Genomic DNA, 25,982 nt, shown 5'->3' with positions numbered 1-25,982 from the left:
ACGAAACCGCTCCTCAGACCGGTCGGCCGATAGAGTCGGCAGGGTGACGCTGCGTGCTCCATCCACCATGCCGGGACCCCGGCCGACCGTCCGCGAGCTGCTGGCGTCCGGGGAGCCGACGTTCTCGTTCGAGTTCTTCCCGCCCAAGACCGCCGACGGCGAACGCCTGCTGTGGCAGTCGATCCGGGAGCTGGAATCGCTGCAGCCGTCCTTCGTCTCCATCACGTACGGCGCGGGCGGCAGCACCCGGGACACGACGGTGCAGCTCACCGAGCGCATCGCGACCGAGACGACGCTGCTGCCGCTGGGGCACCTGACCGCGGTCAACCACTCGATCGGCGAGCTGCGCAACGTCATCGGGCACTACTCGGACGCGGGCGTGCGCAACATGCTGGCGCTGCGCGGCGACCCGCCGGGCAGCGACCCGCAGGCCGAATGGGTCGCCCACCCGCGTGGGCTGCACTACGCCGAGGAGCTGGTGCGGCTGCTGAAGGACAGCGGCGACTACTGCGTCGGCGTGGCCGCGTTCCCGGAGAAGCACCCGCGGTCGGCCGACTTCGCCTCGGACGTGCACCACTTCGTCCGCAAGTGCCGGGCCGGCGCCGATTACGCGATCACGCAGTTCTTCTTCGACTGGCAGGACTGGGCGCGGCTGCGCGACGCCGCCGCCGCGGAGGGCTGCGATGCGCCGATCATCCCGGGTGTCATGCCGGTGACCAACGTCAGCCAGATCGAGCGGATGGCGCAGCTGTCCGGCGCGGCGTTCCCGCCGGACCTGGCCGAGCGGCTGCGCGCGGTCGCCGACGACCCCCAGGCGGTGCGGGCCATCGGCGTCGAGGTGGCCACCGAGCTGAGCACGAAGCTGCTCGCCGAGGGCGCACCCGGCCTGCACTTCATCACGTTGAACCGGTCGACGGCCACCCGTGAGGTGTGGCAGCGGCTACGGGTGGGCGCCGCGGTGTAGCTCCCACCCGGGTGGCCTGCCAGGGCAGGCGGACCGGGAGTGGAGCATGGCGGCGCCGACGACGAACACGAGCTGGGACGGGTATGTCTCCGGCTGGTCGAACTCGCACGACGGGTACGACCCGCGCCATGCGGGCCCGCTGCTGCGCAAGTGGCTGCGGGCCGCGTTCACGGTCGGCGGGGTGCTGGCCCGGTTCGGCGCGCGGCCCGCGTACGCGATGACGGTCGCCGCGGCCTGCGCGGTGCTGGTGCCGGTCATCGCGGCCCGCGGCGGTTCGTGGCCCGCACTGGCCGCGCCGGTCCTGGTGCTGGGCCTGGCTGCGGACACGGTCGGGCAGACGCTGGCGGTGCTGCTGGGCCGGACCTCCCGGCTAGCCTCGTTCTACCGCACCATGATCGACCGGATGAGCGAGGTGTGCTGGCTGGTCGCGCTGGCGTCGCTCGGCGCGCAGCAGGCGCTGCTGCTGGCCTGCGGGGCGATGGTGTGGCTGCACGAGTACGTCCGGGCCCGGGCCGGTGCGGTCGGATTGCGCGCGGCGGGTTCGGCGACCATCGGCGACCGGCCCACCCGCGCCTGGCTGACCCTGCTGTCGTTGCTGCTGGCGGCCGCGGCGACCACGCAGGTCGGCCCCGATCTCGCCGCCGGCGTGGTGACGATGGTCCTGGTCCTGTGGTTCTCCCTGGCCGTGCTGGGTCTCGGCCAGCTCCTCGCCGTGGTCCGCAAGGTCCTCACCTGACCGCCGGCCTCCCTTCCGCCGCGGCACGGAGACCGTGGCCGGAAGGCCCGCGCTGAGGCGTCGCCCCTGCGGCATCGCGGCATCGGGTGACGGCGTCGCGGTGCGGTCGTGCACCAAGGTCACTCGACTTGCCAGGCAATCGGGCGAATGCGGGGTCAAGATACGCACAGGTGCCGGGCAAGTCGGATGATCAAGGGCGGCCGCGCCGCCGTACCCGGGCTGCGGCGGTGCGGTGCGGCGCGGTCAGCGGGTCATGGGGAGCGGGCGGCCGAGGACGGCGAAGGGGCGGGGGTCGCCGGGGAACAGCAGGTGGCGGGAGACGTCGACGAAGCCGGTGCGCCGGTACAGCCGCCAGGCGCGCGACGCCTGCTCGTCGGCCTCGGGGGTGGACAGCAGCGTGGTCGCCGCGCCGGTCATCGCCAGCAGCGCCCGCAGCTGTGCCTCGCCCAGGCCGTGGCCCTGCGCGGCCGGGCGCACGTGCAGCTCGACCACCTCGAAGCAGTCGGTCAGCCAGCGCTGCCGCGCGTCGGGGTCGAGCACCGCGCTGACCTGGTCGTGCCACCACTGGCCGGGCTCGGAGTGGTAGCCGTAGGCGAAACCGAGCAGCTGACCCATGTCGCTCAGGCTCGCGATGGCCCGGAAATGCGGCCGCTGCAGGTGCGTGGTGATGTAGCCGCGCCGTACGGCCAGGGCCTGGGGGTGGTAGGACATGGCCTCGCCGAACACGGTCAGCACGTCGTCCATGCGCCGGCCGAGGTCGTCCGAGGTCCAGGGGACCAGCCTCATGCGACCTCCGCCGGCGTCGCCGAGGTGACCCTCAGCAGCTCCGGATAGGTGATCGGGAAGACGGCCCGGGGCACCCCGCCGGCTGCCCAGATCTCGCCGTACCCGGCGAGCGCGGTGTCGATGAGCGTGCGCACCGGTTTGGGATGGCCGAGCGGGGCGACGCCGCCGATGGCCTGGCCGGTGTGCTCGCGTACGAACTCGGGCGTGGCCCGGCGCAGTTTGGCGACGCCGAGGTCGGCGGCGACCTTGGCGGTGTCCACCCGGTGCCCGCCGGAGGTCAGCACCAGCAGCGGCTCGCCGTCGACCTCGAAGATCAGCGAGTTGGCGATCTGTGCGGCCCCGACACCCAGGGCGGCGGCCGCGGCGGCGGCGGTGTGCACGCCGTCGTCCAGGACGATCACCCGGCAGCCCGCGCCGGTGTGGTCCCGGGCGTCGGCGGCGGCGAGCGCGTGCTGGACGGCGATCACGTTCGGGTGCGACAACATCACTCGATCCATGTCTTCGGTGGGGCACATCGGTCAGCGGGTGTGCACGCGATCACGTTCAGGCGCGACGGCACGGGCTTCATTCTGCCCCAGCGGTACCGGCTCGATCAGCGCCGCCACGGGCACCCGGGCGGTCTCGGCCAGCGCCACGCCGGTCAGCAGCAGCGCGCCGCCGGCGAGCTGCGCCGGATTGAGCCACTCGCCCAGGGTGAGCCAGGCGACAGCGGCGGCCAGCACCGGTTCGATCATGCCGAGGATGCCGACGCTGGTCGCGGGCAGGTGCCGCAGCGAACCGGCGATCAGCAGGTACGGCACGATGGTGCCGAGGATCAGCAGGTAGGCGCAGAGCAGCCAGAGCGGGGTGCCGCCGTCGGTGTGCCCGCCCAGCGCGCTCCAGTCCGGGGCGGTGCCGCTCGCGGCCCGGAAGAGCAGCCCGGCCACGGCCGACACGCCGAACGCCCAGCCGGTCAGCGAGACGGTGTCGCGGCTGGCCACGCCCTTCGCGCCGAGGATGAAGTACGCGGCGAGCAGCACCGCGGCGCCGAGCCCGGCGAGCACACCGACGCCGTCCAGGCTCAGGTCGCCCCAGACCTCGGCGACGCAGGCGAGGCCGAGCAGGCACAGCGCCAGGCCCGCCCACAGCCGCGGCCGCACCGGCCGGCGCTGGCCGAAACGGGCCCACAGCGCGACGAACAGCGGAGCGGTGTATTCGAACAGCAGCGCGACACCGACCGGCATGCGGGCGATGGCCACGAAGTAGAGCATCGGCACGGCGAGGAAACCGGTGATGCCATACGCGATGAGCAGCGGCAACTGGCGTGCGGTGAGGGCGAACCGGCGCAGCCCGGGGCGCAGCACCACGCCCAGCGCGATCAGCCCGGCGCAGGCGCCCACGGCGCGCAGCGTGGTGAGGTCGGGCGCGCTGACCCCGGCTCGCAGGATCAGTTTCGAGACGGTGCCGTTGACGGCGAACAGCAGGCTGGCCAGCGTGACCATGATGATGCCCAGAGCGGGCCGGGGACGGAACGGCACTGTTCGAGGCTACCTGTTGTCATGTGCGGATCAGCATTTGGTCCTTACTCTTTCGGTCCGGGTCGCGACACGGCGCGGGTCAGGGTTTACAACGCGATTTTTTCGAACTAACGTTCTACTCGTTGTTCGGACAAGTGTTCGATCATGTCTCGGGGGAAGCGGTTCGCAACCGCGAACCCCGGGCCGGTGTTCGCGGCACCGACCCAGGTCACCGGAGATTCGCGGCTCCGGCGGCCGACCAGGCGGGTGCCATCCGCTGCCCATCGACCCCCGGGCAGCGGATGGCCGCCCGACCGGCGAGCCGGTCCGGGCGTGGCGTGGGGAAGCTCCACGCCCGGCCGGCAAGCGCTACACCACGTTCTTCCTCCGTGGCTCGGAAAGCGGGCGGTCGCCCGGCCCGGAACGATCCGGGTCCGAGTGACAGCCCTGGGGTTCGGCCGGGTATAGGCCGACGATGGAGGGAGCCGCCGACATGAACGCCACGACGAAGGTGCCGGCCCATCTACTGCCGCACCGCACTCCGATCGAACTGATCGTCCTCGCCCGCCGCGGGCTCGCCGAGGCCCGGGAGACCGGGGGCCACGCGCAGCGCTACGCCACCGCCCACCTCGCCGCCCTGCGCGCCGCGGCCGCCGTGATCGCCGCCCGGGCCCTGCCCGCGCCCGTCCGGCGACGCCAGATCACCAGCGTGTGGGTGCTGCTGGCCATGGTCGCCCCCGAGATGAGCGCCTGGTCGTCCCTGTTCTCGTCCGGCGCAGCCAAGAGATCCGCCGCCGAAGCCGGCATCGCCCGGGTCACCGCCGAGGAGGCGGACACCCTGATGCTGCAGGCCGGCCACTTCGTCGACCTGGTGCAGGAAGCACTGGATCTCGCGATCCAGCCCGCCCTCGCCGGGTAGTACCGGGCCCGCGGGGGCGGGCCGAGTGCGCGCCCGGACAGGCGCGATCCGGACACGGCTCGTCCCCGCGTCGCCGCACCCGCGGCATGCCGGGACGAGCCACCGGTGGCAAGAGCAGGACGACCGATATCCACGCACGACGGGGGAGATGAACGCCATGACGGGGCTGAGCCAGGCCCGGTCAATGGAGTTGCAGCACGCTTCGGTGCGGCGAGCCAGCGACCTCACCGACGAGCAGGCCGGGCTGGGCACCGACCGGATGCTGCCGGTGCTGCCCGAGCTGCGCGAGCTGCTGCCCGGCCGAGGGCTGCGCCGGGGCAGCACGATCGCGGTGGCCTCGACCGACGCGCCCGGCTGTGGCGGCACCACCTCGCTGCTACTGGCCCTGCTGTCCGCCGCCTCGTCCGCCGGTTCCTGGTGCGCCGTGGTCGGGCTGCCGAGCCTGGGCCTGGCCGCCGCCGCGGAGATGGGCATCGCCCTGGACCGGCTGGCTCTCGTGCCACATCCCGGCCCGCAATGGACCACGGTCGTCGGCGCGCTGCTCGACGGGTTCGACGTGGTGGTGGCCGCCCCGACCGGGCCGGTGGCCGCGTCCGTACGCCAGCAGCTCGCCGCCCGCGCCCGCCAGCGCGGCAGCGTGCTGGTGCCGTTCGGCGGCGGGTGGGAGGGCGCCGACGTGGTGCTCTCCCCGGTCGAGGGCATGTGGCTCGGGCTGGGGCAGGGACACGGCCGGCTGCGCGCCCGCGAGCTGACCGTCTCGGCCCGGGGCCGGGGCGCCGCGGGCCGCCCGCGCCGGGTCACCATGTGGCTGCCCGCGTCGTCCGGCCCGTCCATCACCTCGCCCGAACCCGTGATCGTGTCGCCGTCGCGCCCGATGCACCACACCGAGGGGCCGGGCCGGGGTCACCTGCGAGTGGTGCAGGGATGACCGGGGCGCCGCACCCGGTGGGAAACGGCCGGGCGCGGCCGCCGGTGGTGCGTTGATGGGCGACGCCGCCCAGCGCACCATGCTCGTCTGGTGTCCGGACTGGCCGGTCATCGCCGCCGACCTGCTCGACGGGGTGCCGGCGCACCGGCCGGTCGCGGTGCTGCACGCCAACCGGGTCGTCGCCTCGTCCGCCGCCGCGCGTGCCGAGGGGGTGCGCCGCGGCCTGCGCAAACGCGAGGCGCAGGGCAGGTGTCCGCAGGTGATCACGATCGATTACGACCCGGTCCGCGACGTGCGGGCCTTCGAACCCGTGCTCACCGCGGTCGAGGAGATCGCCGCCTCGGTGGCGGTGCTGCGGGCGGGCGTCTGCGCGTTCGCCGCTCGCGGCCCGGCCCGCTACTTCGGCGGCGAGGAGGCCGCCGCCGAGCGCATCGTCGAGCAGGTGGCGCAGGAGTGCGGGGTGGAGGCCCAGATCGGCGTCGCCGACGGGACGTTCGCCGCGCTGCTGGCCGCCCGGGCCGGGCGGATCATCGCCCCCGGGCAGACCGCCGCGTTCCTGGCCGCGATGCCGGTGACCACCCTGGACCGGCCCGCGTTGACCAGCCTGCTGCGGCGGCTCGGCGTGCATACCCTCGGCGCCTTCGCCGACCTGCCGCCCAGTGACGTGCTGGCCCGCTTCGGGCTCGACGCCGCGCTCGCGCAGCGCCTGGCCGCGGGCCGCGACGACCGGCCGCTCGCGGTCCGCCAGACCCCGCCCGAGCTGGAGGTCGAGGAGCGCTACGACGAACCGGTGGACCGCGTCGACAGCGCCGCCTTCGCCGCGCGGGCGCTGGCCGAGCGGCTGCACGAGCGGCTCGCCGGATACGGCATGGCCGCCACCCGGCTGGCCATCAGCGCGGTCACCGCCGACGGCCGCGAGCTGCACCGGGTGTGGCGCCACGACGGGGTGCTCACCGCACACGCCATCGCCGACCGCACCCGCTGGCAGCTGGAGGGATGGATCACCCAGCGGCGCATGACCGCCGGGATCATCGCGCTGCGGCTCATCCCGGACGGCCTCGTCCGGCAGGCCGGGTTGCAGGCCGGGCTGTGGGGCGACGTCGGGCAGGAACGCGACCGGGCCCACCGGGCCCTGCACCGGGTGCAGGGCATCCTCGGCCCGGAGGCGGTGCTGACCGCGGTGCTCGGCGGCGGACGCGACCCCGACGCGCAGGCCACCCTGGTGCCCTGGGGCGACGAGCGGGTGCCGCAGCGGCCGGCCGGTCCGTGGCCCGGCCGGCTGCCGCCGCCGTCGCCGGCCGTGGTGCTGCCCGAGCCGGTGCCGGTGCAGCTGCTCGACGCCTCCGGCGAGGTGTTGCGGGTCAGCGCCCGGCTGGAGCTCAGCGCTCCGCCCGCCCGGCTGGTGTGGGAAGGCGGGAAGATCGAGGTGACCGGCTGGGCAGGCCCGTGGCCGGTGGAGGAGCAGTGGTGGGACGGCCGCCGCACCCACCGCGCCGCCCGCCTCCAGATCCTCCTCGCCACCGGCCGCGCACTCCTGCTCACCCTCGACGCCGGCCAGTGGTCGATCACCCTCCACTTCGACTGACCACCCCCTCCTACCGCGTTGATCATGAACTTATGGACGTGTTCGACGGCGTGTCGCTGCCATAACTTCATGGTCAACGGACTGGTCGGTCAGAGGACGTCGGTGGGAGCCGGGTTACCTGGCGGGATGGCGGCTTCGGGTGCCTGGCCTCCGGTCATGATCCGTTTTTGTGGACGCTGGACGTCGCCATAGCAGCACCCAGCGTCCACAAAAACGGATCATGAGCCCCTGGGGCGGCGTGTGGCTGGTCCGGGCTGCCGGCGCCGATCCGCGGTGACGCGCCGCGACCCGTTGGTAACGCGCCGATTCGGGCGGGCGGGCCGGGTCCGAGGCGGCCGACAGTTCGACCCTCGGGTGGTGGCTGGTCGACCAGCGGGGCCGCACGATAAGTCGATCATGAAGTTGGGGGTGACGACACGCCGTCGAACACGTCCATAAGTTCATGATCAACGTGGACCCTGGTGCGGGGGGTGAGCTGGGGGTTAGTACAGTTGTTCGAGTGGGGTTCGATAGTCAGAACCAGTTGCCTTGGGCGGAGCTCGAGCGGCGGATGCGGGGCGGCCAGGTGGTCGATCCGCTGGTCGCCGATGGAGGGGACGCGCCGGGGTTCTCGCGGAAGAGGGAGCCGTATCGGGCCGAGCGGATCGAAAGGCCGCGGAGCACCGTGCCGTACGCGGAGCTGCACTGCCACACCAACTTCAGCTTCCTCGACGGGGCCAGTGATCCGGAGGAGCTGGTCGCCGAGGCGGTGCGGCTGGGGCTGGAGGCGCTCGCGATCACCGACCATGACGGGTTCTACGGGGTGGTGCGCTTCGCGGAGGCGGCGCGCGAGCACGGGCTGCCGACGGTGTTCGGGGCGGAACTGAACCTGGCCGGTCTGCCGCGCGGCGGCGGAGCGCCGGACCCGGCGGGCACCCACCTGCTGGCGCTGGCCCGGGGGGCGCAGGGCTACGCGAACCTGGCCCGCACCCTGTCCGAGGCGCACCTGCTGGGCGGCGAGAAAGGGCGGCCGAAGTACGAACTGGAGAAGATCGCCGAGACGCTGAACGGGCAGGCGGTGATCCTGACCGGATGCCGTAAGGGCGCGGTGCCGCACGCGCTGCTCACCGAGGGGGTGGACGCGGCCGCGCGGGAGCTGGCCCGGCTGACCGACCTGTTCGGCGCGGAGAACGTGGTGGTGGAGCTGACCGACCACGCCGATCCGGCGGACGGGGACCGCAACGAGGTCCTGGCGTTTCTGGCGCAGCGGGCCGGGCTGCCCGTGCTCGCCACGAACAACGTGCACTACCACGCGCCGGCCCGGCGGCGGCTGGCCACGGTGACCGCGGCGGTGCGCGCCCGCACCAGCCTGGACCAGATCGACGGCTACCTGCCCGCGGCGGCGACCGCGCATCTGCGCTCGGGTGCGGAGATGGCGGCCCGGTTCGCGGCGATGCCGTATCCGGGCGCGGACCGCGCCGTGGCGTACGCGGCGGAGCTGGGCAAGGAACTGGCGTTCGACCTGCGGCTGGTCGCGCCGAAGCTGCCGCCGTTCACCGAGCCGGACGGCACCCGCGTCGACGAGGTGGCCTTCCTGCGGGCACGCACCTACGAGGGGGCCGCGCAGCGGTACGGACCGCCCGCGGCGTACCCGGAGGCGTACGAGCGCATCGAGCACGAGCTGAAGATGATCGAGCAGCTGGAGTTCCCGGGCTACTTCCTGGTGGTGTGGGACATCGTCCGGTTCTGCCGGGAGGAGAAGATCTACTGCCAGGGGCGGGGGTCGGCGGCGAACTCGGCGGTCTGCTACGCGCTGCGGATCACCAACGTGGACCCGGTCGGCGGCGAGGGCGGGCTGCTGTTCGAGCGTTTCCTGGCCCCGGAGCGGGACGGGCCGCCCGACATCGACGTGGACATCGAGTCCGACCGGCGCGAGGAGGTCATCCAGTACGTCTACCGGCGCTACGACCGGCAGCACACCGCACAGGTCGCCAACGTGATCTCGTACCGGCCGCGTTCGGCGGTGCGTGACGTGGCCCGCGCGTTCGGCTTCTCGGCCGGGCAGCAGGACGCCTGGAGCAAGCAGATCGACCGCTGGCACGGGGTGTCGGCCAAGGACGTCGACGGCATTCCGGAGCACGTGCTGGAGTACGCCAACGAGCTGCTCAACGCCCCTCGCCACCTGGGCATCCACTCCGGGGGCATGGTCATCTGCGACCGGCCGGTGATCGAGGTGTGCCCGGTGGAGTGGGCGCGCATGCCCGGCCGCACCGTGCTGCAGTGGGACAAGGACGACTGCGCGGCGGTCGACCTGGTCAAGTTCGACCTACTGGGGCTGGGCATGCTGTCGGCGCTGCACTACGCCTTCGACTTCCTCGGCCAGGAGCTGGACCTCGGCGACCTGAAGCCGGACGACCCCGAGGTGTACGAGATGCTGTGCCGCGCCGACACCGTCGGGGTGTTCCAGGTGGAGAGCCGGGCGCAGATGTCGACGCTGCCGCGGCTGCGCCCGGAGCGCTTCTACGACCTGGTGGTGGAGGTGGCGCTGATCCGGCCCGGCCCGATCCAGGGCGGTTCGGTGCACCCGTTCATCCGGCGTAAGAACGGGCTGGAGCCGGTGGACATCCCGCACCCGCGCATGCACAACTCGCTGGCCCGGACCCTGGGCGTGCCGCTGTTCCAGGAGCAGATGATGCAGCTGGCCATCGACGTCGCCGACTTCACCCCGGTGGAGGCCGACCAGCTGCGCCGGGCGATGGGCTCCAAGCGGTCCATGGACAAGATGGAGCGGCTGCGCGAGCGCCTGTACGAGGGCATGGCCGGCAACGGGATCGGGGCGGCGCTGGCCGACGACATCTTCGCCAAGCTCGCCGCGTTCGCCAACTACGGTTTCCCGGAGAGCCACGCGATCAGCTTCGCCTACCTGGTGTACGCCAGCGCCTGGCTCAAGCGATACCACCCGGCGGCGTTCTGCGCGGCGCTGCTCGGGGCGCAGCCGATGGGCTTCTACTCGCCGCAGTCGCTGGTCGACGACGCCCGGCGGCACGGGGTGCAGGTGCGCCGCCCAGACGTCAACGCGAGCCTGGTCAAGGCCAACCTGGAGTGGGCGCCGGGGGATCGTTCCGGCAGCGTGCCGGGGGAGCAGCCGTCGCAGTGGGGGCTGGGCGGCCCGGCCGTGCGGCTCGGCCTGGACAGCGTGCGCACGCTGGGGGAGGACGTCGCGAAACGTATCGTCGAGGAGCGCGAGCGCGGCCCGTACGCCGACATGAGCGATCTGGCCCGGCGGGCCTGCCTGCCCGCGACCCAGCTGGAGGCGCTGGCCACCGCGGACGCCTTCGCCTGTTTCGGCCTGGACCGGCGGGCGGCGCTGTGGGCCGCGGGCGCGGCCGCCACCGACACCCCGGACCGGCTGCCCGGCACGGTCGTCGGCGTGCACGCGCCGACCCTGCCCGGCATGGACGCGGTGGACAAGCTGGTGGCCGACGTGTGGGCGACCGGGCTGTCCCCGGACGACCACCCGATCCGGCTGGTACGCGAGCGGCTGACCGCACAGGGGGCGCTGCCGATCGCGCGGCTGACCGGGGTCGAGCACGGCTCCAGGGTGCTGGTCGGCGGCCTGGTCACGCACCGGCAGCGGCCGGCCACCGCGGGCGGGGTGACCTTCCTCAACCTGGAGGACGAGACCGGGATGCTCAACGTGGTCTGCTCGCCCGGTCTTTGGCTGCGTCACCGCCAGGTGGCCCGGGGCAGCGCCGCGCTGCTGGTCCGGGGGCGGCTGGAGTCGGCGTCGGGGGTGCGCAACCTGGTCGCGGATCACCTTGCGCCGCTGCCCGTGGCGACCCCGGTCGCCTCCCGGGATTTCCGTTAGTAGCGCGCCGATTACTCGTGGTCCATAAAGGACGACCGTACGTCTTGTGTGGACGAGAATCTGCCGATAGCGTTCGCTCGACCCATCACCCCTGGGACGAACGGACACCAGATGCGGAAAACGTCGTCGATCGTGGCCGGTTGCGGCCTGATGCTGGCCACACTGGTCACCTCCCTGCCCGCCCAGGCCGTGCCGGCGCTCACCGTGGACTGCAAGGTCGCCGCGCCGCCCGCCGGGCTCGCCGCGAGCCTGACCGCCGACCGAGCGCCCGCCTACGGGCAGTGGCTCGACACCGAGCCGGCCCGCCAGGCCAACCATGCCGTCCAGCAGGCCGCGCGGCAGGCCCTCGGCGTGACCGGGGGCAAGGAGCGCATCGCCGACCAGGTGCGGCGCGGATACATCGGCACCGCGATCGACCACAACACGCAGACGGTGACCATCGTGGTGACCCCGGAGCAGCGCACCCGGGCGGCCACCCTCGACAGCGGCCTCTCCACGGCGGCGCTGGCCGCCGACGGCGCGACCGGGATCAAGACGGCCGTCAAGGTCGGCTGCTTCTCGGCCGACCGCCTGGCCGCCGCCGACGAACTGCTCGCCGGCCGCGCCTGGCATCCCGACGCCGCGCGGGCGACGTTCAGCTACAGCCTGCGCGCCGCGGACTCCCGCTACCAGGTCACCTTCGACCCGCGTTACCCGGCGGCCGCGCAGGCGCTGCGGGACGCGCTGGGCGAGGTCGCCGACGTCACCATCGACACCGCCGCGCGCACCGGCCGGCTCAACGACGGCGAGGCCCACTTCGGCGGCGCCGGCGTACGGGTCAACTCCGGCGCGACGAACACCTGCACCACCGCGTTCGTCGCCCGCCGCAAGTCGGTCACCGGCGACACCGCGGTGTACAGCGGCGGCATCAGCGCCGGGCACTGCTTCGGCAACGGGCAGAACATCTACTCCTCGACGCAGTACTGGGGCACCGGCTCGCGCAAGAAGGACTACCCGGCGTACGACATGCTGTTCGTGGGCTCCGCCGCGGAGACCTACGACAACGTCATCCATACCGACCCGTGCTGTCCGACCCAGCGCAACATCACCGCCAAGCGCAATCCGCTGGTCGGCGACGTCGTCTGCCTCAGCGGCATGGTCACCAAGGCCACCTGCGGCGTCACCGTGATCGGCCTGAACGCCATGATCTGCGACGCCGAGGGCTGCACCGGGGGGCTCATGGAGGGTGGCCGCAACGGCGACATCATCGTGCGCACCGGCGACTCCGGCGGCCCGGTCTACATCAGATCCGGCGCCAGCAACGCCATCGCCCTGGGGATGATCGTCGGCTGCACGAGCGGTTGCCGCGGCGTCGTCGCCGAGCAGCTGACCAACATCGAGTCCCACCTCAACGCCACCATCCTCACCTCCTGAGGCCGGGCGGCACGCCACGTACGAAAGGGCTGGACATGAGCGGACAGCGGAGCTGGCCGGCGCGGGTCACCGCGCTCGTGCTCGCCGGTGCGGTCGCCGGGTGCGCCGCGCGCAACCAGCCGCCCGCGGACGTGCCGGAGCCCTCGGCCGACGCCGTGGTCGTCACGACCCGGGTGCCGCAGGTGGTGGACAGCGCCATCGGGCTGCTGGACAAGGAGTTCGGCAAGGCCGGTCTGGTGCCCCTGGTCAAGTACGAGCCGGGGCTGCTGCTCGAGCGCGGCGTCGTCGCGGTGACCGACCCGCCCGGCGGCACCAGCCTGCCCCGGGGCAGTGTGGTCCGGGTCGTGGTGGCGGGTGAGCCGGCCAGCCTCGACGAGTACATCCGCGGTCACTGGGAGACGTTCGTCGGCACCGGGATCGACGCGAAGGGCACCGTCGTGCTCGGCGTGCACGAGGGCAACGGGCTGCCCGGCGTCGTCGAAGGCGTCAAGAAGTACGTGAAGGGCAAGCCCTACCGCCTGGTGACCTGCCCGCACTCGCGGGTCGAGCTGGAGCGGGTGGTCGTCGAGCTGAGCGAGCGAAGGTTCCTGCCGACCGCAGCCTCGCTGAAGTTCTCGTTGGCCGTCGACGGATACGCCTGCGCCGTGCAGATGCGCGCCGACCTCAGCGACGAGGAGACGGCCCAGCTGATGGAGCAGTTCGGTGCGAAGCTGGTGATCGAACGCGGCCCGGTCGAGGGCAGGTTACGTGGCGACAGCTGACCTCCGCCGGTGGCTCGGCTCGGTGGCCCGTCTGGACGGCGTGCCCCGGCGCCCGCCCACCGGCGGCCGCTAGGCTCGGCGACGTGGAGCGAACTGTGGCGCAAGCCCGCATTGCGGGACCCCGTACCGCCGTGATCTGGTCGGTGCTGCGCGGTGAGCTGGCCGGACAGGACGGTCGCCCGCTCAGTGTCGTCGACGTCGGCGGAGGCACGGGCGGGTTCGCCGTGCCGTTGGCCGAGGCCGGGCACACCGTGACCGTCGTCGATCCCAGCCCCGACGCGCTGGCGTCACTGCTGCGCCGGGCCACCGACGCGGGTGTGGCCGAACGGGTGCGCGCGCTGCAGGGCGACGCAGACTCGCTCGGCGACCTCGTTCCGCCGGCCGCGGCCGACCTGGTGCTGTGCCATGCCGTGTTCGAGTTCGTCGACGATCCCGACGCGGTCGCGCAGGCGCTGCACGACGCGCTGCGGCCGGGCGGCGCGGCCAGCATCCTGGTCGCCAACCGGGCCGCCGCCGTGCTGTCCCGCGCGCTCGCCGGGCAGTGGCAGGCTGCGGCCGCGCTGCTGGACGCTGGTGGGGAGTCCGCGGAGGCCCGCCGTCCGGGCGGGCCTTCGACACGAGCCACCAGCGGAGAGGTGCAGGCCAGGGCCACCGGGCGGGACACGGTGCGGCGCCGGTTCGACCTCATCGGCGCGGAGGCGCTGCTGGCCGAGGCCGGGCTGCACGTCGAGCAGGCGCACGGGGTGCGTGTGATCGCCGACCTGGTGCCCGGTGTCGTCGCCGACGCCGACCCGGAGGCGCTGCTGGCCTTCGAGCTGGCCGCGTCGGCCGTGCCGCCGTACCGGGACGTGGCGACCCAGCTGCACCTGCTGGCCCGCCGCCGCGGCCACGCCGACCACTGACCCGCCGGGAGGCCGCCGTGTTCGTCCCACCGAACTACGACGAGGGCACGCTCGCCGACGTGCTGCCCGGCGCGCTGGCCGCGCTCGGCGCGGCGGGTCTGCCCGACCGGCTGGGTCTGGCCGCCCGCCTCGACGGTGTACGCCGCATCGCGGTGCTGCTCGTCGACGGGATGGGCCATCACCAGCTGCCCGCGATGGCCCCGGTCGCGCCGGTGCTCGCGGCGACCCTGCGCGGCGAGCTCGGCCTGGCGCTGTCGACCACCTGCGGTTTCCCGTCGACCACCCCGACCAGCCTGGTCAGCCTCGCCACCGGCGCGCTGCCGGGCGCGCACGGTGTGCTGGCGTTCAACACCATCGTGCCGGGAGCCGACCGGGTGCTCAACCACACCCAGTGGGCCGACGATCCGCCACCGCGGCAGTGGGTGCCGGTGCCGCCGCTGTACGCCGCCGCGGCTGCCGCCGGGATCGACACCACGGTGGTGAACCGCCCCGAGTACGCCGGCAGCGGCCTGACCACGGCCACCAGCGCGGGTGCCCGTTACGTGCCCGCGGTCGACGTCGACGAACTCGCCACCGGCATGCTCACGGCGCTGAAGGAGGCCCCGGGGCGTGCCCTGGTCCACGGCTACCACCCGCACCTGGACAAGGCAGGCCACGAGCACGGCCTCACCTCGGCCGAGTGGGCCGCGGCCGCCGCCGAGGTGGACAACCTGCTGGCCCGGCTCGTCGGCGGCCTGCCCGAGGACGCCGCGCTGCTGGTCACCGCCGATCACGGTCAGCTCGACGTGCCCGCCGACCACCGCATCGACGCCCACGCCGACCCGGCGCTGTCAGCGGGGGTGCGCGTGGTCACCGGCGAACCACGGGTGCGCTACCTGCACACCGCGCCCGGCGCGACCGCGGACGTGCTCGCCGCCTGGCAGGCGCGGGCCGGGCACGCGGCCTGGATCGGCACCCGCGACGAGGCGATCGCCACGGGCTGGTACGGACCCATGGGCGAGCGCCACGCGGCCCGCCTCGGCGACGTGGTCGTGGTCTGCCGCGACGACTGGGCGGTCCTGGCCACGGCCACCGACCCGCCCTCGGTCGCCCGCCTGATCGCCATGCACGGCTCCCTCACCGAACCCGAAATGCGCATCCCACTGCTGGTGTACCGCCCCTGAACCGTTCCGTAGCGACGGCCGCCCGCGCCCGCAGCTCGGCGAGGGCCCGGTGCCGATCCAGCGCCAGCGCGAACCGTCCGCGACGGCGTGCTCGAATCAGGACGCTTAAGCGTCCCGATTCGAGCACGCCGTCGGAGTAAACCCTTCCGCTCCGGTCCCGCTGCGGTGCCGGCGGGGATGTCCCACCTCAGCGGTACCGTCATGGCCGTGGGACGTGCTTCCGGGGGTGGTGCGCCGAAGGGCTTCGGGCCGGACGGCGACGATTCCGGCTGCCCGTTCCTGCACATCGACATGGACGCCTTCTTCGCCTCGGTCGAGGTGCGTCGGCGTCCCGAGCTGCGCGGGCTGCCGGTGGTGGTCGGCGGCACCGGCGGGCGCGGGGTGGTCTCCTCGGCCAGCTACGAGGCGCGGGCATACGGCGTGCGCAGCGCGATGCCCACGGCGGTGGCCCGCAACCGCTGCCCGCAGGCGATCTTCATCTCCCCGGACATGAACGCGTACGCCGAGGCGTCCCGCGCCGTGATGGCGGTGTTCCGCGACATCACGCCGCTGGTCGAGCAGCTGTCGGTGGACGAGGCGTTCCTCGACGTGTCCGGCAGTCGCCGCCTGTTCGGCCGGCCGGTCGAGATCGCCCGCCTCATCCGCGCGCGCATCGCCGACGAGCAGCAGCTCAGCTGCTCGATCGGGGTGGCGCCGAACAAGTTCCTGGCCAAACTCGGCTCCACCCGGGCCAAGCCGGACGGCCTGCTGGTCATCCCCGCCGACAAGACGCTGAAGTTCCTGCGCCCGCTGCCGGTGTCGGTCCTGTGGGGCGTCGGCGAGCGCACCGAGGAGGCGCTGCACCGGCTGGGCCTGCGCACCGTCGCCGACGTCGCGGACGCCACGCCCGGCCTGCTGCGGGCCGCGGTGGGGCAGTCCCTGGCCGCGCATCTGCACGAACTGGCCTGGGGCCGCGACCCGCGCCAGGTCAGCACCGAGCACCAGGAGAAGTCGATCGGTGCCGAGGTGACCTTCGACACCGACCTGGGCGACCCGGAGGCGCTGCGCAAGACGATGCTGGCGCTGGCGCAGAAGGTCGCGGGCCGGGCCCGTGCGGCAGGCCAGGCCGGGCGCACGGTGTCGATCAAGGTGCGGTTCGCCGACTTCCGGACCATCTCCCGCTCGCGCACACTGCCCGGCCCGACAGACGTGGCCCACGACATCCTCGCCACCGCCTGGGAGCTGTTCGAGGCGGTGCGGGCCCAGCAGCGCATCCGGCTGGTGGGCGTGCGGCTGGAGGGGCTGCTGGCGGCCGAGGGGGCGGTGCGGCAGCTGGCCCTCGGCGAGGAGGAAGACGGCTGGCGGGAGGCCGAGGTGGCGAGCGATGCTGTCATCGCCCGGTTCGGTCGCGGGGCCGTCCGACCGGCCAGTCTTCTCGGTACGACACGGCGTTCTGCGGGTGCGACGGCGTCACGGCCGCAAAATCCCGCTCCGGGCATGGTCGTCCCGCTTTCCGACCCGCCACCGCCCTCGTAGACTGACGGGTAGCAGTCGTCCGGCTGCAACACGTATTCACGGTTTGGCGATCTTCATCTGGGGAATCGGCGCTCTGTCGCACCCTGGAGAGGGAACGCCGACCTGGCGGACCGGGGAGGAGAGCCGTGCCGCTATCCGAGCACGAGCAGAGGCTGTTCGAGCAGATCGAGCGGTCGCTGTCCGAAGACCCGAAGTTCGCTTCGGCCGTCCGCCACAGCGATCCCAAATTCCACGCCCGCCGGCGGATCATCATCTCCGCCGTGCTCATCCTCGCCGGCCTGGGCCTGGTCGTCTACGGCGTCGCCGACAGCGAGAAGCTGTGGCTGGGCGTCGTCGGCTTCGTGCTGATGCTCGGCGCGGCGGCGTTCTGGATGCTGGCGCACAAGCGCAGCCAGAACGCCGAACTGCGCTCCGTGGGCGGCACCGCGACCCGCCGCACCCGAGGCGGCAGCCGGAGCGGCCGCACCGGCGGCATCATCGACCGCCTCGAGAACCGCTGGCGCGAACGCGGCGACTTCGACCGCTGACCCCACCGCCGGCGTGCCTTGCCGGCGCCAAAACGAACGGCGAGGGCCGCCCCGGAAGGGGCGGCCCTCGCCATGTTCGTGCTGGTGCGCGGGTCAGCGCATCAGCCGTCCGGGCCGCAGCGGCCGCAGCACGCGCTTGCCGAAATCGCTCACCCGCGACATCCGCACCGACAGCGTGGTGAACCCGCTGTACGCCGCGTTGCGCCAGCGCAGCAGCACCGACGGCGGCATCAGCAGCGCCGCCAGGCGCACGCCCCGGTCGGCCTCGCCCGCGATGGCCCGGCGCACCGCCCGGACGGCCGGGGTGAGGCGCTCGGCAGACAGCGGCACCGGCGCGTACCTGGCCCGCTCTTCGGCCATGCCGAGCAGGCGTGCCTGCTCCACGGCCACCGACGCGGGCAGCGCGGTGCTGATCAGCCGCTCGACCGTGGCCCGCGGCGTCTCCGCCGGGTCGACCACCAGCCGGTGGTCGATCATCGTGTCGATGAGCTCGTCCCAGGCCGCGTGGGCCTGCCGCCGGGCCGTGTCGACGTCCCCGACCACGGTCATGGTCAGGTCCGCCGCGGATATGCCGACCTCGGTGAAGCTGCCGGAGGCCGCCACCGCGGCCCGCACGCCCCGCCGCCGGCGCAGCATCGTCCGCCGCAGCGCCGGGGTGATCAGCAGTGCGAACAGCAGCAGGCCGCCGCCGGTCGCCACCCACACCCAGGTGGGCAGCTCGTCGTCGACGACGATCGGGCCGATCAACCCGCCCTCGGGGTCGATCGGGTCACGCGTCGGCCCACCCGGCCCGTCCGGGCCGCCGCTCGTGCCCGGGCTCAGCGAGGGGCGTACCCCGTCCGGGGTCTGGTCGGGCGCGTCCACGTCCGGGGCCCACGCCGTAGGAGCCGAGCCGACCACGTACGTCGACGGGGTCGCGTCGAACGGCACCCAGCCGTATCCGGAGAAGTAGACCTCGGTCCACGCGTGCAGGTTGCGGTTGGTGAGGGTGCGTACGCCGTTGTCCGGCGCGCCGCCCAGCGTGAAGCCGAACGCCACCCGGGCCGGGATGCCCGCCGTGCGAACCATCCAGGCCAGCGCCGCGGCGTACTGCTCGCAGAAGCCGCGCTTGTTGTTCAGGAAGTCGACGATGGCCGCGCCAGAGGTGCCCGCCGGGGCGGCCACGTCGTACTTGAAGCCGTTCTTGGCGGAGAAGTGGTCGTAGAGCGCGCGGACCCGGTCGTAGTTGTTCGCCTTGCCCTCGATCAGCTTGTCCACCAGGGTGCGCACCTGGGGCACCCCGGGCACGTTGCTGTACTGACGCTGGTTCGCGTCGGACGCGGCCATCGTCGGCGCGGTGCGCAGCTGGTCGGGGGTGAACTCCGCGCGCACGTAGTCGAACTCGTACGAGTGCCCGGCGGAGTTGGCCCGCTGTGAGTAGACGATCTGCAGGCCCGGGTCGTACGACCACGCGGCGTCGAGCCCGCGGATCGACGTCGGCGCCGAGTAGACCGGCAGCAGCGGCATGGCGAAGTTCTCGGTGATCTCGACGCGGGCCGTGGCGGCCTGCGAGCGCACCGCGCTGAGGTCCAGCCCGGCCGGGTCGGGCAGGTCGTCGCTGACCGGCTGGCCGGTGGGCTGGTGGCTGGCGAAGCCGCCGCCGCTGATCTGGTCGGCGACCCCGAAACGCATGTAGAACGGGTCCGGGTCGTTGGTGGTGACCTTCACCATGTCCTGCACACCGGCCTGCTTGAGCCGTCCGCTCAGCTCGGCGAACAGGTCCACCCGGCCGTTGCCGCGGGGGCCTTTGCCGGCCTGGCCGAGGCCGTCGCCGCTGCCGAATTCGCCGAGGAAGCCCGCGCTCATCGCGGGCACGGCCAGCGGCAGGGCCACCGCCACCAGCACACCGATCACGGCCAGCCGCCGCCCGGCGGAGGCCAGCGGGGACGGTTCCCAGACGTCGACGCCGCGGCCCTCGCCGGTGAACCGGCGGCCGAAGCGGCGTACCCGGTCGACGTTGTCGCTGACCAGCAGCCACAGGAAGCCGATCGAGCCGACGACGAACGGGATGGGCGACAGCGAGTCCACGTAGACCGCGACCGGCACCGAGTAGATGGCCAGCATCGGCAGGCCCGCCAGCGCCGGGCGGCGCAGCCCCACCGCGCACAGGTCCACCAGGATCGCGACCGAGCCCATGCCCAGCGCGCTGACGAACAGCAGCCCGTCCAGGTCGGGCACCGGCACGTAGCTCTTCTGGACCTCCTCGCCGGCCAGCGCGAACAGCTTGCCGAACTGGGCGAACGTGTCCGGCGTCGGGATCAGCCCGAGGATCGCGGTGTCCTCGCCGAACAGCCAGGTCAGGCCGATCAGCAGCGCGGCCAGCATGGCCAGCAGCTGGGCCCAGAGCCGACCGCGCAGCGAGCGTGCGCCCAGCGCCGCCCCGGTCACCATCGCGACCATGAGCCCGCCCTCGAACAGCCAGCTCCAGCCGGCGAAGATGTCCGAGATCGGAGCCGAGGCGAGCACCGTGGCCGCGCCCGCGACCAGGCCCAGATGACGTCGTGAGTTCATCGGCCGCCTCCCATGGTGACCGTCTCGGCCATCGCCGCACGTACCGCGAAGCCCTGCTGGCCCCGGGCCGCCTGCGGCCACAGCGTGGGCAGCTGGTCGCCGTGCTTGACCCGCACGACCCGCCAGCCGCTCTGCATCAGCGACAGCGCCGCCGCCGCGTGCTCGTGCTCGGCCGCCTCGCGCGCCTGCGCGGGCAGGTTGAGCCAGGTGCTGGCGTCCAGGAAGAACGCCACGCAGGTGGTGCCGCTGGTGCGCAGGGCGAGCAGCAGCCGGGCCTCCTCTGCGGTGAGCAGGCCCAGCACCGCGATGATCAGGCCGCCGTCGGCGCGCCGGCGGGTGTGCTCCACCAGGCTGCCCACGTCGCCGCGCGGCGAGGCCTTCACCTCGGCCAGGTGGTCCAGCAGCATGCCGTCGCCCACGCCCTCGGTGGCGTCGATGTCGGCGCCGGTGTCGGTGACCAGGCGCAGCCGGTATCCGGCCTGGCGCAGGTGCACCGCGATGCTGGCCGAGGCCGACACCGCCCACTCGAAGCTGGCCGTCGGGCCCTCGCCCCGGTGCGCGCCCAGCCGCGTGTCGAGCAGGACCGTGGCCCGGCTCTCCCACGGCTGCTCCTCGCGGCGCACCATCAGCTCGCCCACCCGGGCGGTGGAGCGCCAGTGCACCCGGCGCAGGTCGTCGCCGCGGCGGTACTCCCGGGTCGCGGCGTCGTCCTCGCCGTGCACGGCGACCGAGCGGGCGCGGCTGTCGCCGGTGCCCGAGTACTCCCCGGCCAGCCGTACCAGCTGCAGCGGCGACACGTTCGGGATCACGGTGAGCTTGTCGGCGCTGGGGAACGAGCGGGTCAGCTCGCACAGTCCGAACGGGTCCGTCATGCGCAGCGTCAGCGGGCCGACCTCGTAGCGCCCGCGTAGCTCGGCGCGCACCGTGTACGCCACCGAGCTGGCCTGCTGCGCGCCGAGACGTTCCAGCACCAGCCGGGGCCGGCTGCCCAGTGCGTACGGCAGCCGGTCCTCCAGCAGCAGCGTGCCGGTGGGCAGGCGGGACATGTTCTGCAGCCGCAGCAGCACCCGCGCGTTGCCGCCGGCCTGCACGCGGTACGGGTCGAGGCTGCGCGTGCAGGCGAGCTTGTAGCGCGCCCGGCCGACGTACATCGCCGCCATCAGCGGCAGCGCCACGAGCAGCACCGCCACCCGCATCAGGTCCTTCTCGCCGAGGGCGAGCGCGCACAGCAGCGCGGCCGCCCCCGCGGCGAGGAACGAGCGGCCGCGGGTGGTGAGCCCGCGCAGCGCCTCACGCATGGGTCAGCCCCGCCGGTCGTAGAAGGAGTTGGGCGGCGTGGCCGGGCGGGTGTCGTAGGGGGAGCGCCCGCGGTCGTGCGGCACCGGCAGCCGGTGCACCAGCTCGGACAGGATCGCGTCGGTGGTGCGCCGGGCCAGTTGCGCGTCGGCGGTGGGGATGACGCGGTGCGCGAGCACCGGCACGGCGAGGGTCTGCAGGTCGTCGGGCACGACGTAGTCACGGCCGTCGAGCGCGGCGACGGCCTTGGCCGTGCGCAGCAGCTGCAGCGTGGACCGGGGGGACGCGCCCAGGCGCAGCTCGGGGGCCTCGCGGGTGGCGGTGACCAGCTCCACGGCGTAGCGCTTGACCGCCTCGGCCACGTGCACGCTGCGCACCGTGGCGATGAGCCGCCGCACGGTGCCGCCGTCGACGACCGAGGTCAGGTCCTCCAGCGGGTCGTGCGAGTGGTAGCCGTCGAGCATGGCGTACTCGGCCGCGGCGTCCGGGTAGCCCATCGCGATGCGGGCGGTGAACCGGTCGCGCTGCGCCTCGGGCAGCGGGTACGTGCCCTCCATCTCGATCGGGTTCTGCGTCGCGACCACCATGAACGGGATCTCCATGGCGTACGTGACGCCGTCCACGGTGACCTGGTGCTCCTCCATGCACTCCAGCAGCGCCGACTGGGTCTTCGGCGAGGCCCGGTTGATCTCGTCGCCGACCACCAGGTTGGCGAAGACCGCGCCCGGCTTGAACTCGAAGTCGCGCGTCTCCTGGTTGTAGACGCTGACCCCGGTGACGTCGCTGGGCAGCAGGTCGGGGGTGAACTGGATGCGCCGTACGGAGCAGTCGATGGACCGGGCCAGGGCCTTGGCCAGCTTGGTCTTACCGACGCCGGGCACGTCCTCGATGAGCAGGTGGCCCTCGGCCAGCAGCACGGCCAGGGCCAGCCGCACGGTGGCGGTCTTGCCCTCGATGACCTGCTCGATGTTGGCCACGATGGCGTTCGTCGTGGCACGGAACTCGTCGACCGTCATGGGGTCGGTGAGTTCGCCCCCACTGCGTTGCGTGGTCACATGTCCTCCTGTAGTTCGCAACTGCGGGGCCTGGCCCCCGTGGGACGGGCGCTTCCTGCGCTCACCCTGGCCTCCCACCATTCTGATCACTGCGCCCCGACAGAACGCCGACCTCCGTCGGGGAGGTTGCTTCGCTGGGCAAGTACCGGGCCGGACGGCCGGCACGGCGCGCCGGGCGGCTCGCAGCGGAGTGAGAGCCTTGTCCGCAGTGTTCCGTAGGTGCGGCGCATGCGGCAATGGCAGGGATCCGGTCGTCGTCGACGCGCCGGATCGGCCGGTGTGCGAGCTATGCGAGATGCGGGGGCCGCGCGCCCGGGGGTATCATGCGGTCATGGCTTGGGCCCTGGCGCTCCTTAGTGAGCCGTGCTGACGCGACGGAGCGCGCGTGAGCACGGCGACCCCTCCTGCGTGAGGGGCTTTTTTGTGCCCTAGGACGCGCCCACGAACGCGCTGCGGCGTTCCGTACCGCCCGATGACTTTGATCTTGATCTGACTCGTGAGGACCTGGACATGAGCGAGCACGCCGAGACCCCGGCCGACATTCCCCCGTATCGCTACACCGCCGCCACCGCGAACGCCATCGAGGCGCACTGGCAGGACTTCTGGCAGGAGCACGGCACCTTCCACACGCCCAACCCGGCCGGGCCGCTGGCCGACCCGACGCACCCGCGCTCGGGTGCCCCGAAGCAGTTCGTCCTGGACATGTTCCCGTACCCGTCCGGTTCGGGGCTGCACGTGGGCCACCCGCTGGGCTTCATCGGCACCGACGTGTTCGCCCGCTTCCAGCGCATGGCGGGCTTCAACGTGCTGCACACGATGGGCTTCGACTCCTTCGGCCTGCCCGCCGAGCAGTACGCGGTGCAGACCGGCACCCACCCGCGCATCACCACCGAGCGCAACGTCGAGCGCTACCGCGCCCAGCTGCGCATGCTGGGCCTGGGCCATGACGACCGGCGCTCGGTGGCCACCACCGACGTCGCGTTCTACCGCTGGACGCAGTGGATCTTCCTGCAGGTCTTCAACTCCTGGTACGACGCCGAGCAGGGCAGAGCGCGGCCGATCAGCGAGCTGGTCGAGAAGCTGGCGCAGGACCCGGCCTGGGCCGCGAAGTCCGCCACCGAGCAGCGCGCGATCATCAACGAGCACCGGCTGGCGTACGTCTCCGAGGCGCCCGTGAACTGGTGCCCCGGCCTGGGCACGGTGCTGGCCAACGAGGAGGTCACCTCCGACGGGCGCAGCGAGCGCGGCAACTTCCCGGTCTTCAAGCGGAGCCTGAAGCAGTGGATGATGCGTATCACCGCGTACGGCGACCGCCTGATCGACGACCTGGACACGCTGGACTGGCCCGAGCCGATCAAGGCGATGCAGCGGAACTGGATCGGCCGCTCGACCGGCGCGCACATCGCGTTCGGCGTCGAGGGGAGTGCCGAGAGCATCCGCGTGTTCACCACGCGCCCCGACACCGTGTACGGCGCGACCTACATGGTCGTCGCGCCCGAGCACGAGCTGGTCGACGACATCGTGCCCGCGGCCTGGCCCGAGGGCACCCACGAGGTGTGGACCGGCGGGCACGACACCCCGGCCGCCGCCGTCGCCGCGTACCGCGCCGAGGCCGCGGCCAAGACCGAGATCGAGCGCCAGGCCGACGCCAAGGTCAAGACCGGCGTCTTCACCGGTGCGTACGCGGTCAACCCCGTCAACGGCGCGCGCGTGCCGGTGTTCATCGCCGACTACGTGCTGGCCGGCTACGGCACCGGCGCGATCATGGCGGTGCCCGGCCAGGACGAGCGGGACTGGGAGTTCGCCGAGGTCTTCGAGCTGCCCATCATCCGCACCGTGCAGCCGACCGAGGGTTTCGACGGCAAGGCGTTCACCGGCGACGGCCCGGCGATCAACTCCGGCATGCTGGACGGCCTGGGCATCGCCGAGGCCAAAGAGAAGATCATCGCCTGGCTGGAGGCGAACGACCACGGCCAGGGCGCGACCACGTACCGGCTGCGCGACTGGCTGTTCAGCCGCCAGCGCTACTGGGGCGAGCCGTTCCCGATCGTGTACGGCGCCGACGGCCAGGCCATCGCGCTGCCCGAGTCGATGCTGCCGCTGGAGCTGCCCGAGGTCGACGACTTCTCGCCGAAGACCTTCGAGCCCGACGACGCGACCTCTTCGCCGGAGACGCCGCTGTCGCGCGCCAAGGAGTGGGTCGAGGTCGAGCTGGACCTGGGCGACGGCCCGAAGTCCTACATCCGCGAGACCAACACCATGCCGCAGTGGGCCGGCTCCTGCTGGTACCAGCTGCGCTACCTGGACCCGACCAACGAACTGGCCTTCGTCGACCCGGCCAACGAGGCGTACTGGGTGGGCCCGCAGTCGGCCGGCGACTCCGGCGGCGTCGACCTGTACGTCGGCGGCGTCGAGCACGCGGTGCTGCACCTGCTGTACGCCCGGTTCTGGCACAAGGTGCTGTTCGACCTGGGGCACGTCAGCAGCTACGAGCCGTACCACCGGCTGTTCAACCAGGGCTACATCCAGGCGTACGCGTACCGCGACCACCGCGGCGCGCACGTCCCGGCCGAGGAGGTCGCCGAGGAGCAGCCGTCCGTCTTCACCTGGAACGGCGAGAAGGTCGACCGCGAGTACGGCAAGATGGGCAAGTCCCTGAAGAACGTCGTCACGCCCGACGAGATGTGCGAGCGGTACGGCGCCGACACCTTCCGCGTCTACGAGATGTCCATGGGCCCGCTGGAGGTGTCCCGGCCCTGGGAGACCCGGGCGGTCGTCGGGGCGTACCGCTTCCTGCAGCGGGTCTGGCGCACCGTGGTCGACGAAGAGACCGGCGGCGTCACGGTGGTCGACACCCCGGCCTCCGACGACCTGCGCCGCCTGCTGCACCGCACCATCGCCGGAGTCCGCGAGGACATGGCCGCGCTGCGCTTCAACACCGCGATCGCGAAGCTGATCGAGCTGACCAACGCGCTGACCAAGGCCGGCGCGACCCCGCGCGAGATCGCCGAGCCGCTGGTGCTGATGCTGGCCCCGGTCGCCCCGCACATCGCCGAGGAGCTGTGGTCCAAGCTGGGCCACGACGGCTCGCTGACCTTCGCCGACTTCCCGGCCGCCGACCCGGCGCTGCTGACCGCCGACCTGGTCACCTACCCGGTCCAGATCAACGGCAAGGTCCGCGGCCGGATCGAGGTGGCCGCCGACGCCGCCGAGGACGAGGTCCGCGCCGCCGCCCTGACCGAGGTCGCCGCCTCCCTGGCCGGCAAGGACCCCAAGAAGGTCATCGTCGTCCCCGGCCGCCTGGTCAGCATCGTCGCCTGATCTGGACGAAGGAAGGGCACCTTCTTAACGCTATGCGTTGTAGAAGGTGCCCTTCTTAACGGGACGGCTGCGCTGACCTGTGGCTTGTCGCGGCGTAGTGTTCTGCGCTGCGCGCTGGACCCGCTCTGCCATGTCGACCCCGCTCGGTTGCCCGCACGTTTTGGCGTTTGGATCCTGTTCCGAGCCGGCGGTCGAGGCGCATGATCTGTTTTTGTGGA

Annotated in this window: 19 protein-coding genes; 13 read left to right on the top strand and 6 right to left on the bottom strand. The window is 72.9% G+C overall.

Annotation, left to right across the window (positions count from 1 at the left end; all coding sequences use genetic code 11):
- Positions 1-43: 43 nt before the first annotated feature.
- Entirely contained in the window at positions 44-964 is a 921-nt protein-coding gene (gene metF / locus FLL47_RS17155; RefSeq protein WP_144121496.1) for a methylenetetrahydrofolate reductase [NAD(P)H], read from the top strand.
- Between the two features lie 46 nt (positions 965-1,010).
- Positions 1,011-1,700 carry a CDP-alcohol phosphatidyltransferase family protein gene (locus FLL47_RS17150; RefSeq protein ID WP_144121495.1) on the top strand — a complete coding sequence of 230 codons (690 nt, stop codon included), beginning with the start codon at positions 1,011-1,013 and terminating at the stop codon, positions 1,698-1,700.
- A 243-nt stretch (positions 1,701-1,943) separates the two neighbouring features.
- On the opposite strand, the gene FLL47_RS17145 is transcribed toward FLL47_RS17150, so the two are convergent.
- The 3 genes from FLL47_RS17145 to FLL47_RS17135 are packed head-to-tail and all read right to left on the bottom strand — an operon-like array spanning position 1,944 to position 4,003.
- Positions 1,944-2,486 (bottom strand): GNAT family N-acetyltransferase, encoded by a 543-nt coding sequence (locus tag FLL47_RS17145; protein WP_144121494.1) that lies wholly within the window; start codon positions 2,484-2,486, stop codon positions 1,944-1,946.
- On the bottom strand, positions 2,483-2,971 hold the full coding sequence (locus FLL47_RS17140; protein WP_144121493.1) for a YbaK/EbsC family protein: 489 nt from the start codon (positions 2,969-2,971) through the stop codon (positions 2,483-2,485). The genes FLL47_RS17145 and FLL47_RS17140 overlap by 4 nt, the downstream gene beginning before the upstream one ends.
- A gap of 33 nt (positions 2,972-3,004) precedes the next feature.
- Positions 3,005-4,003: an EamA family transporter gene (locus FLL47_RS17135; RefSeq protein WP_222106097.1), complete on the bottom strand. Its 999-nt coding sequence runs from the start codon at positions 4,001-4,003 to the stop codon at positions 3,005-3,007.
- Positions 4,004-4,475: 472 nt separating this feature from the next.
- Between FLL47_RS17135 and FLL47_RS17130 the strand changes: the two genes are divergently transcribed.
- The 10 genes from FLL47_RS17130 to FLL47_RS17085 all read left to right on the top strand — a co-directional run bounded on the left by FLL47_RS17130 (position 4,476) and on the right by FLL47_RS17085 (position 17,542).
- On the top strand, positions 4,476-4,901 hold the full coding sequence (locus FLL47_RS17130) for an SAV_6107 family HEPN domain-containing protein (RefSeq protein ID WP_144121492.1): 426 nt from the start codon (positions 4,476-4,478) through the stop codon (positions 4,899-4,901).
- Between the two features lie 157 nt (positions 4,902-5,058).
- The gene (locus FLL47_RS17125; RefSeq protein ID WP_342780327.1) at positions 5,059-5,829 is read left to right on the top strand and encodes a hypothetical protein; all 771 of its coding nucleotides are present in this window, start codon (positions 5,059-5,061) and stop codon (positions 5,827-5,829) included.
- 55 nt (positions 5,830-5,884) lie between these two features.
- Positions 5,885-7,414, top strand: a complete 1,530-nt coding sequence (locus FLL47_RS17120; protein ID WP_144121491.1) for a DNA polymerase Y family protein — start codon at positions 5,885-5,887, stop codon at positions 7,412-7,414.
- 550 nt (positions 7,415-7,964) lie between these two features.
- Positions 7,965-11,261, top strand: a complete 3,297-nt coding sequence (locus tag FLL47_RS17115) for an error-prone DNA polymerase (RefSeq protein ID WP_425457716.1) — start codon at positions 7,965-7,967, stop codon at positions 11,259-11,261.
- 111 nt (positions 11,262-11,372) lie between these two features.
- Entirely contained in the window at positions 11,373-12,674 is a 1,302-nt protein-coding gene (locus FLL47_RS17110) for a chymotrypsin family serine protease (RefSeq protein ID WP_144121489.1), read from the top strand.
- A gap of 35 nt (positions 12,675-12,709) precedes the next feature.
- Positions 12,710-13,435, top strand: a complete 726-nt coding sequence (locus FLL47_RS17105) for a hypothetical protein (RefSeq protein WP_144121488.1) — start codon at positions 12,710-12,712, stop codon at positions 13,433-13,435.
- A gap of 83 nt (positions 13,436-13,518) precedes the next feature.
- Positions 13,519-14,337, top strand: coding sequence for a methyltransferase domain-containing protein (locus tag FLL47_RS17100; RefSeq protein WP_144121487.1), 819 nt, complete (start codon positions 13,519-13,521; stop codon positions 14,335-14,337).
- Entirely contained in the window at positions 14,334-15,500 is a 1,167-nt protein-coding gene (locus FLL47_RS17095) for an alkaline phosphatase family protein (RefSeq protein WP_144121623.1), read from the top strand. The genes FLL47_RS17100 and FLL47_RS17095 overlap by 4 nt, the downstream gene beginning before the upstream one ends.
- 207 nt (positions 15,501-15,707) lie before the next feature.
- Complete coding sequence (locus FLL47_RS17090; RefSeq protein ID WP_281286725.1) at positions 15,708-17,015, top strand: DNA polymerase IV; 1,308 nt, start codon at positions 15,708-15,710, stop codon at positions 17,013-17,015.
- Positions 17,016-17,140: 125 nt separating this feature from the next.
- Positions 17,141-17,542, top strand: coding sequence for a DUF3040 domain-containing protein (locus FLL47_RS17085; protein WP_144121485.1), 402 nt, complete (start codon positions 17,141-17,143; stop codon positions 17,540-17,542).
- Positions 17,543-17,635: 93 nt separating this feature from the next.
- On the opposite strand, the gene FLL47_RS44755 is transcribed toward FLL47_RS17085, so the two are convergent.
- Genes FLL47_RS44755 through FLL47_RS17070 form a run of 3 tightly spaced genes read right to left on the bottom strand, consistent with a single transcriptional unit; the run spans position 17,636 to position 22,404 of the window.
- On the bottom strand, positions 17,636-20,092 hold the full coding sequence (locus tag FLL47_RS44755; RefSeq protein WP_144121484.1) for a transglutaminase TgpA family protein: 2,457 nt from the start codon (positions 20,090-20,092) through the stop codon (positions 17,636-17,638).
- Positions 20,089-21,390, bottom strand: coding sequence for a DUF58 domain-containing protein (locus FLL47_RS17075; RefSeq protein WP_144121483.1), 1,302 nt, complete (start codon positions 21,388-21,390; stop codon positions 20,089-20,091). The genes FLL47_RS44755 and FLL47_RS17075 overlap by 4 nt, the downstream gene beginning before the upstream one ends.
- 3 nt (positions 21,391-21,393) lie before the next feature.
- Complete coding sequence (locus tag FLL47_RS17070) at positions 21,394-22,404, bottom strand: AAA family ATPase (protein ID WP_120321374.1); 1,011 nt, start codon at positions 22,402-22,404, stop codon at positions 21,394-21,396.
- Positions 22,405-22,953: 549 nt separating this feature from the next.
- Here FLL47_RS17070 and leuS point away from each other — a divergent pair.
- Complete coding sequence (gene leuS, locus FLL47_RS17065) at positions 22,954-25,764, top strand: leucine--tRNA ligase (RefSeq protein WP_144121482.1); 2,811 nt, start codon at positions 22,954-22,956, stop codon at positions 25,762-25,764.
- The last annotated feature ends 218 nt before the right edge of the window (positions 25,765-25,982 follow it).

The sequence above is a fragment of the Catellatospora sichuanensis genome, from assembly GCF_007483665.1.
GTDB lineage: Bacteria > Actinomycetota > Actinomycetes > Mycobacteriales > Micromonosporaceae > Catellatospora > Catellatospora sichuanensis.
Note: the sequence above shows the minus strand (reverse complement) of the source record. Positions and strands in the feature narration are given on the sequence as shown.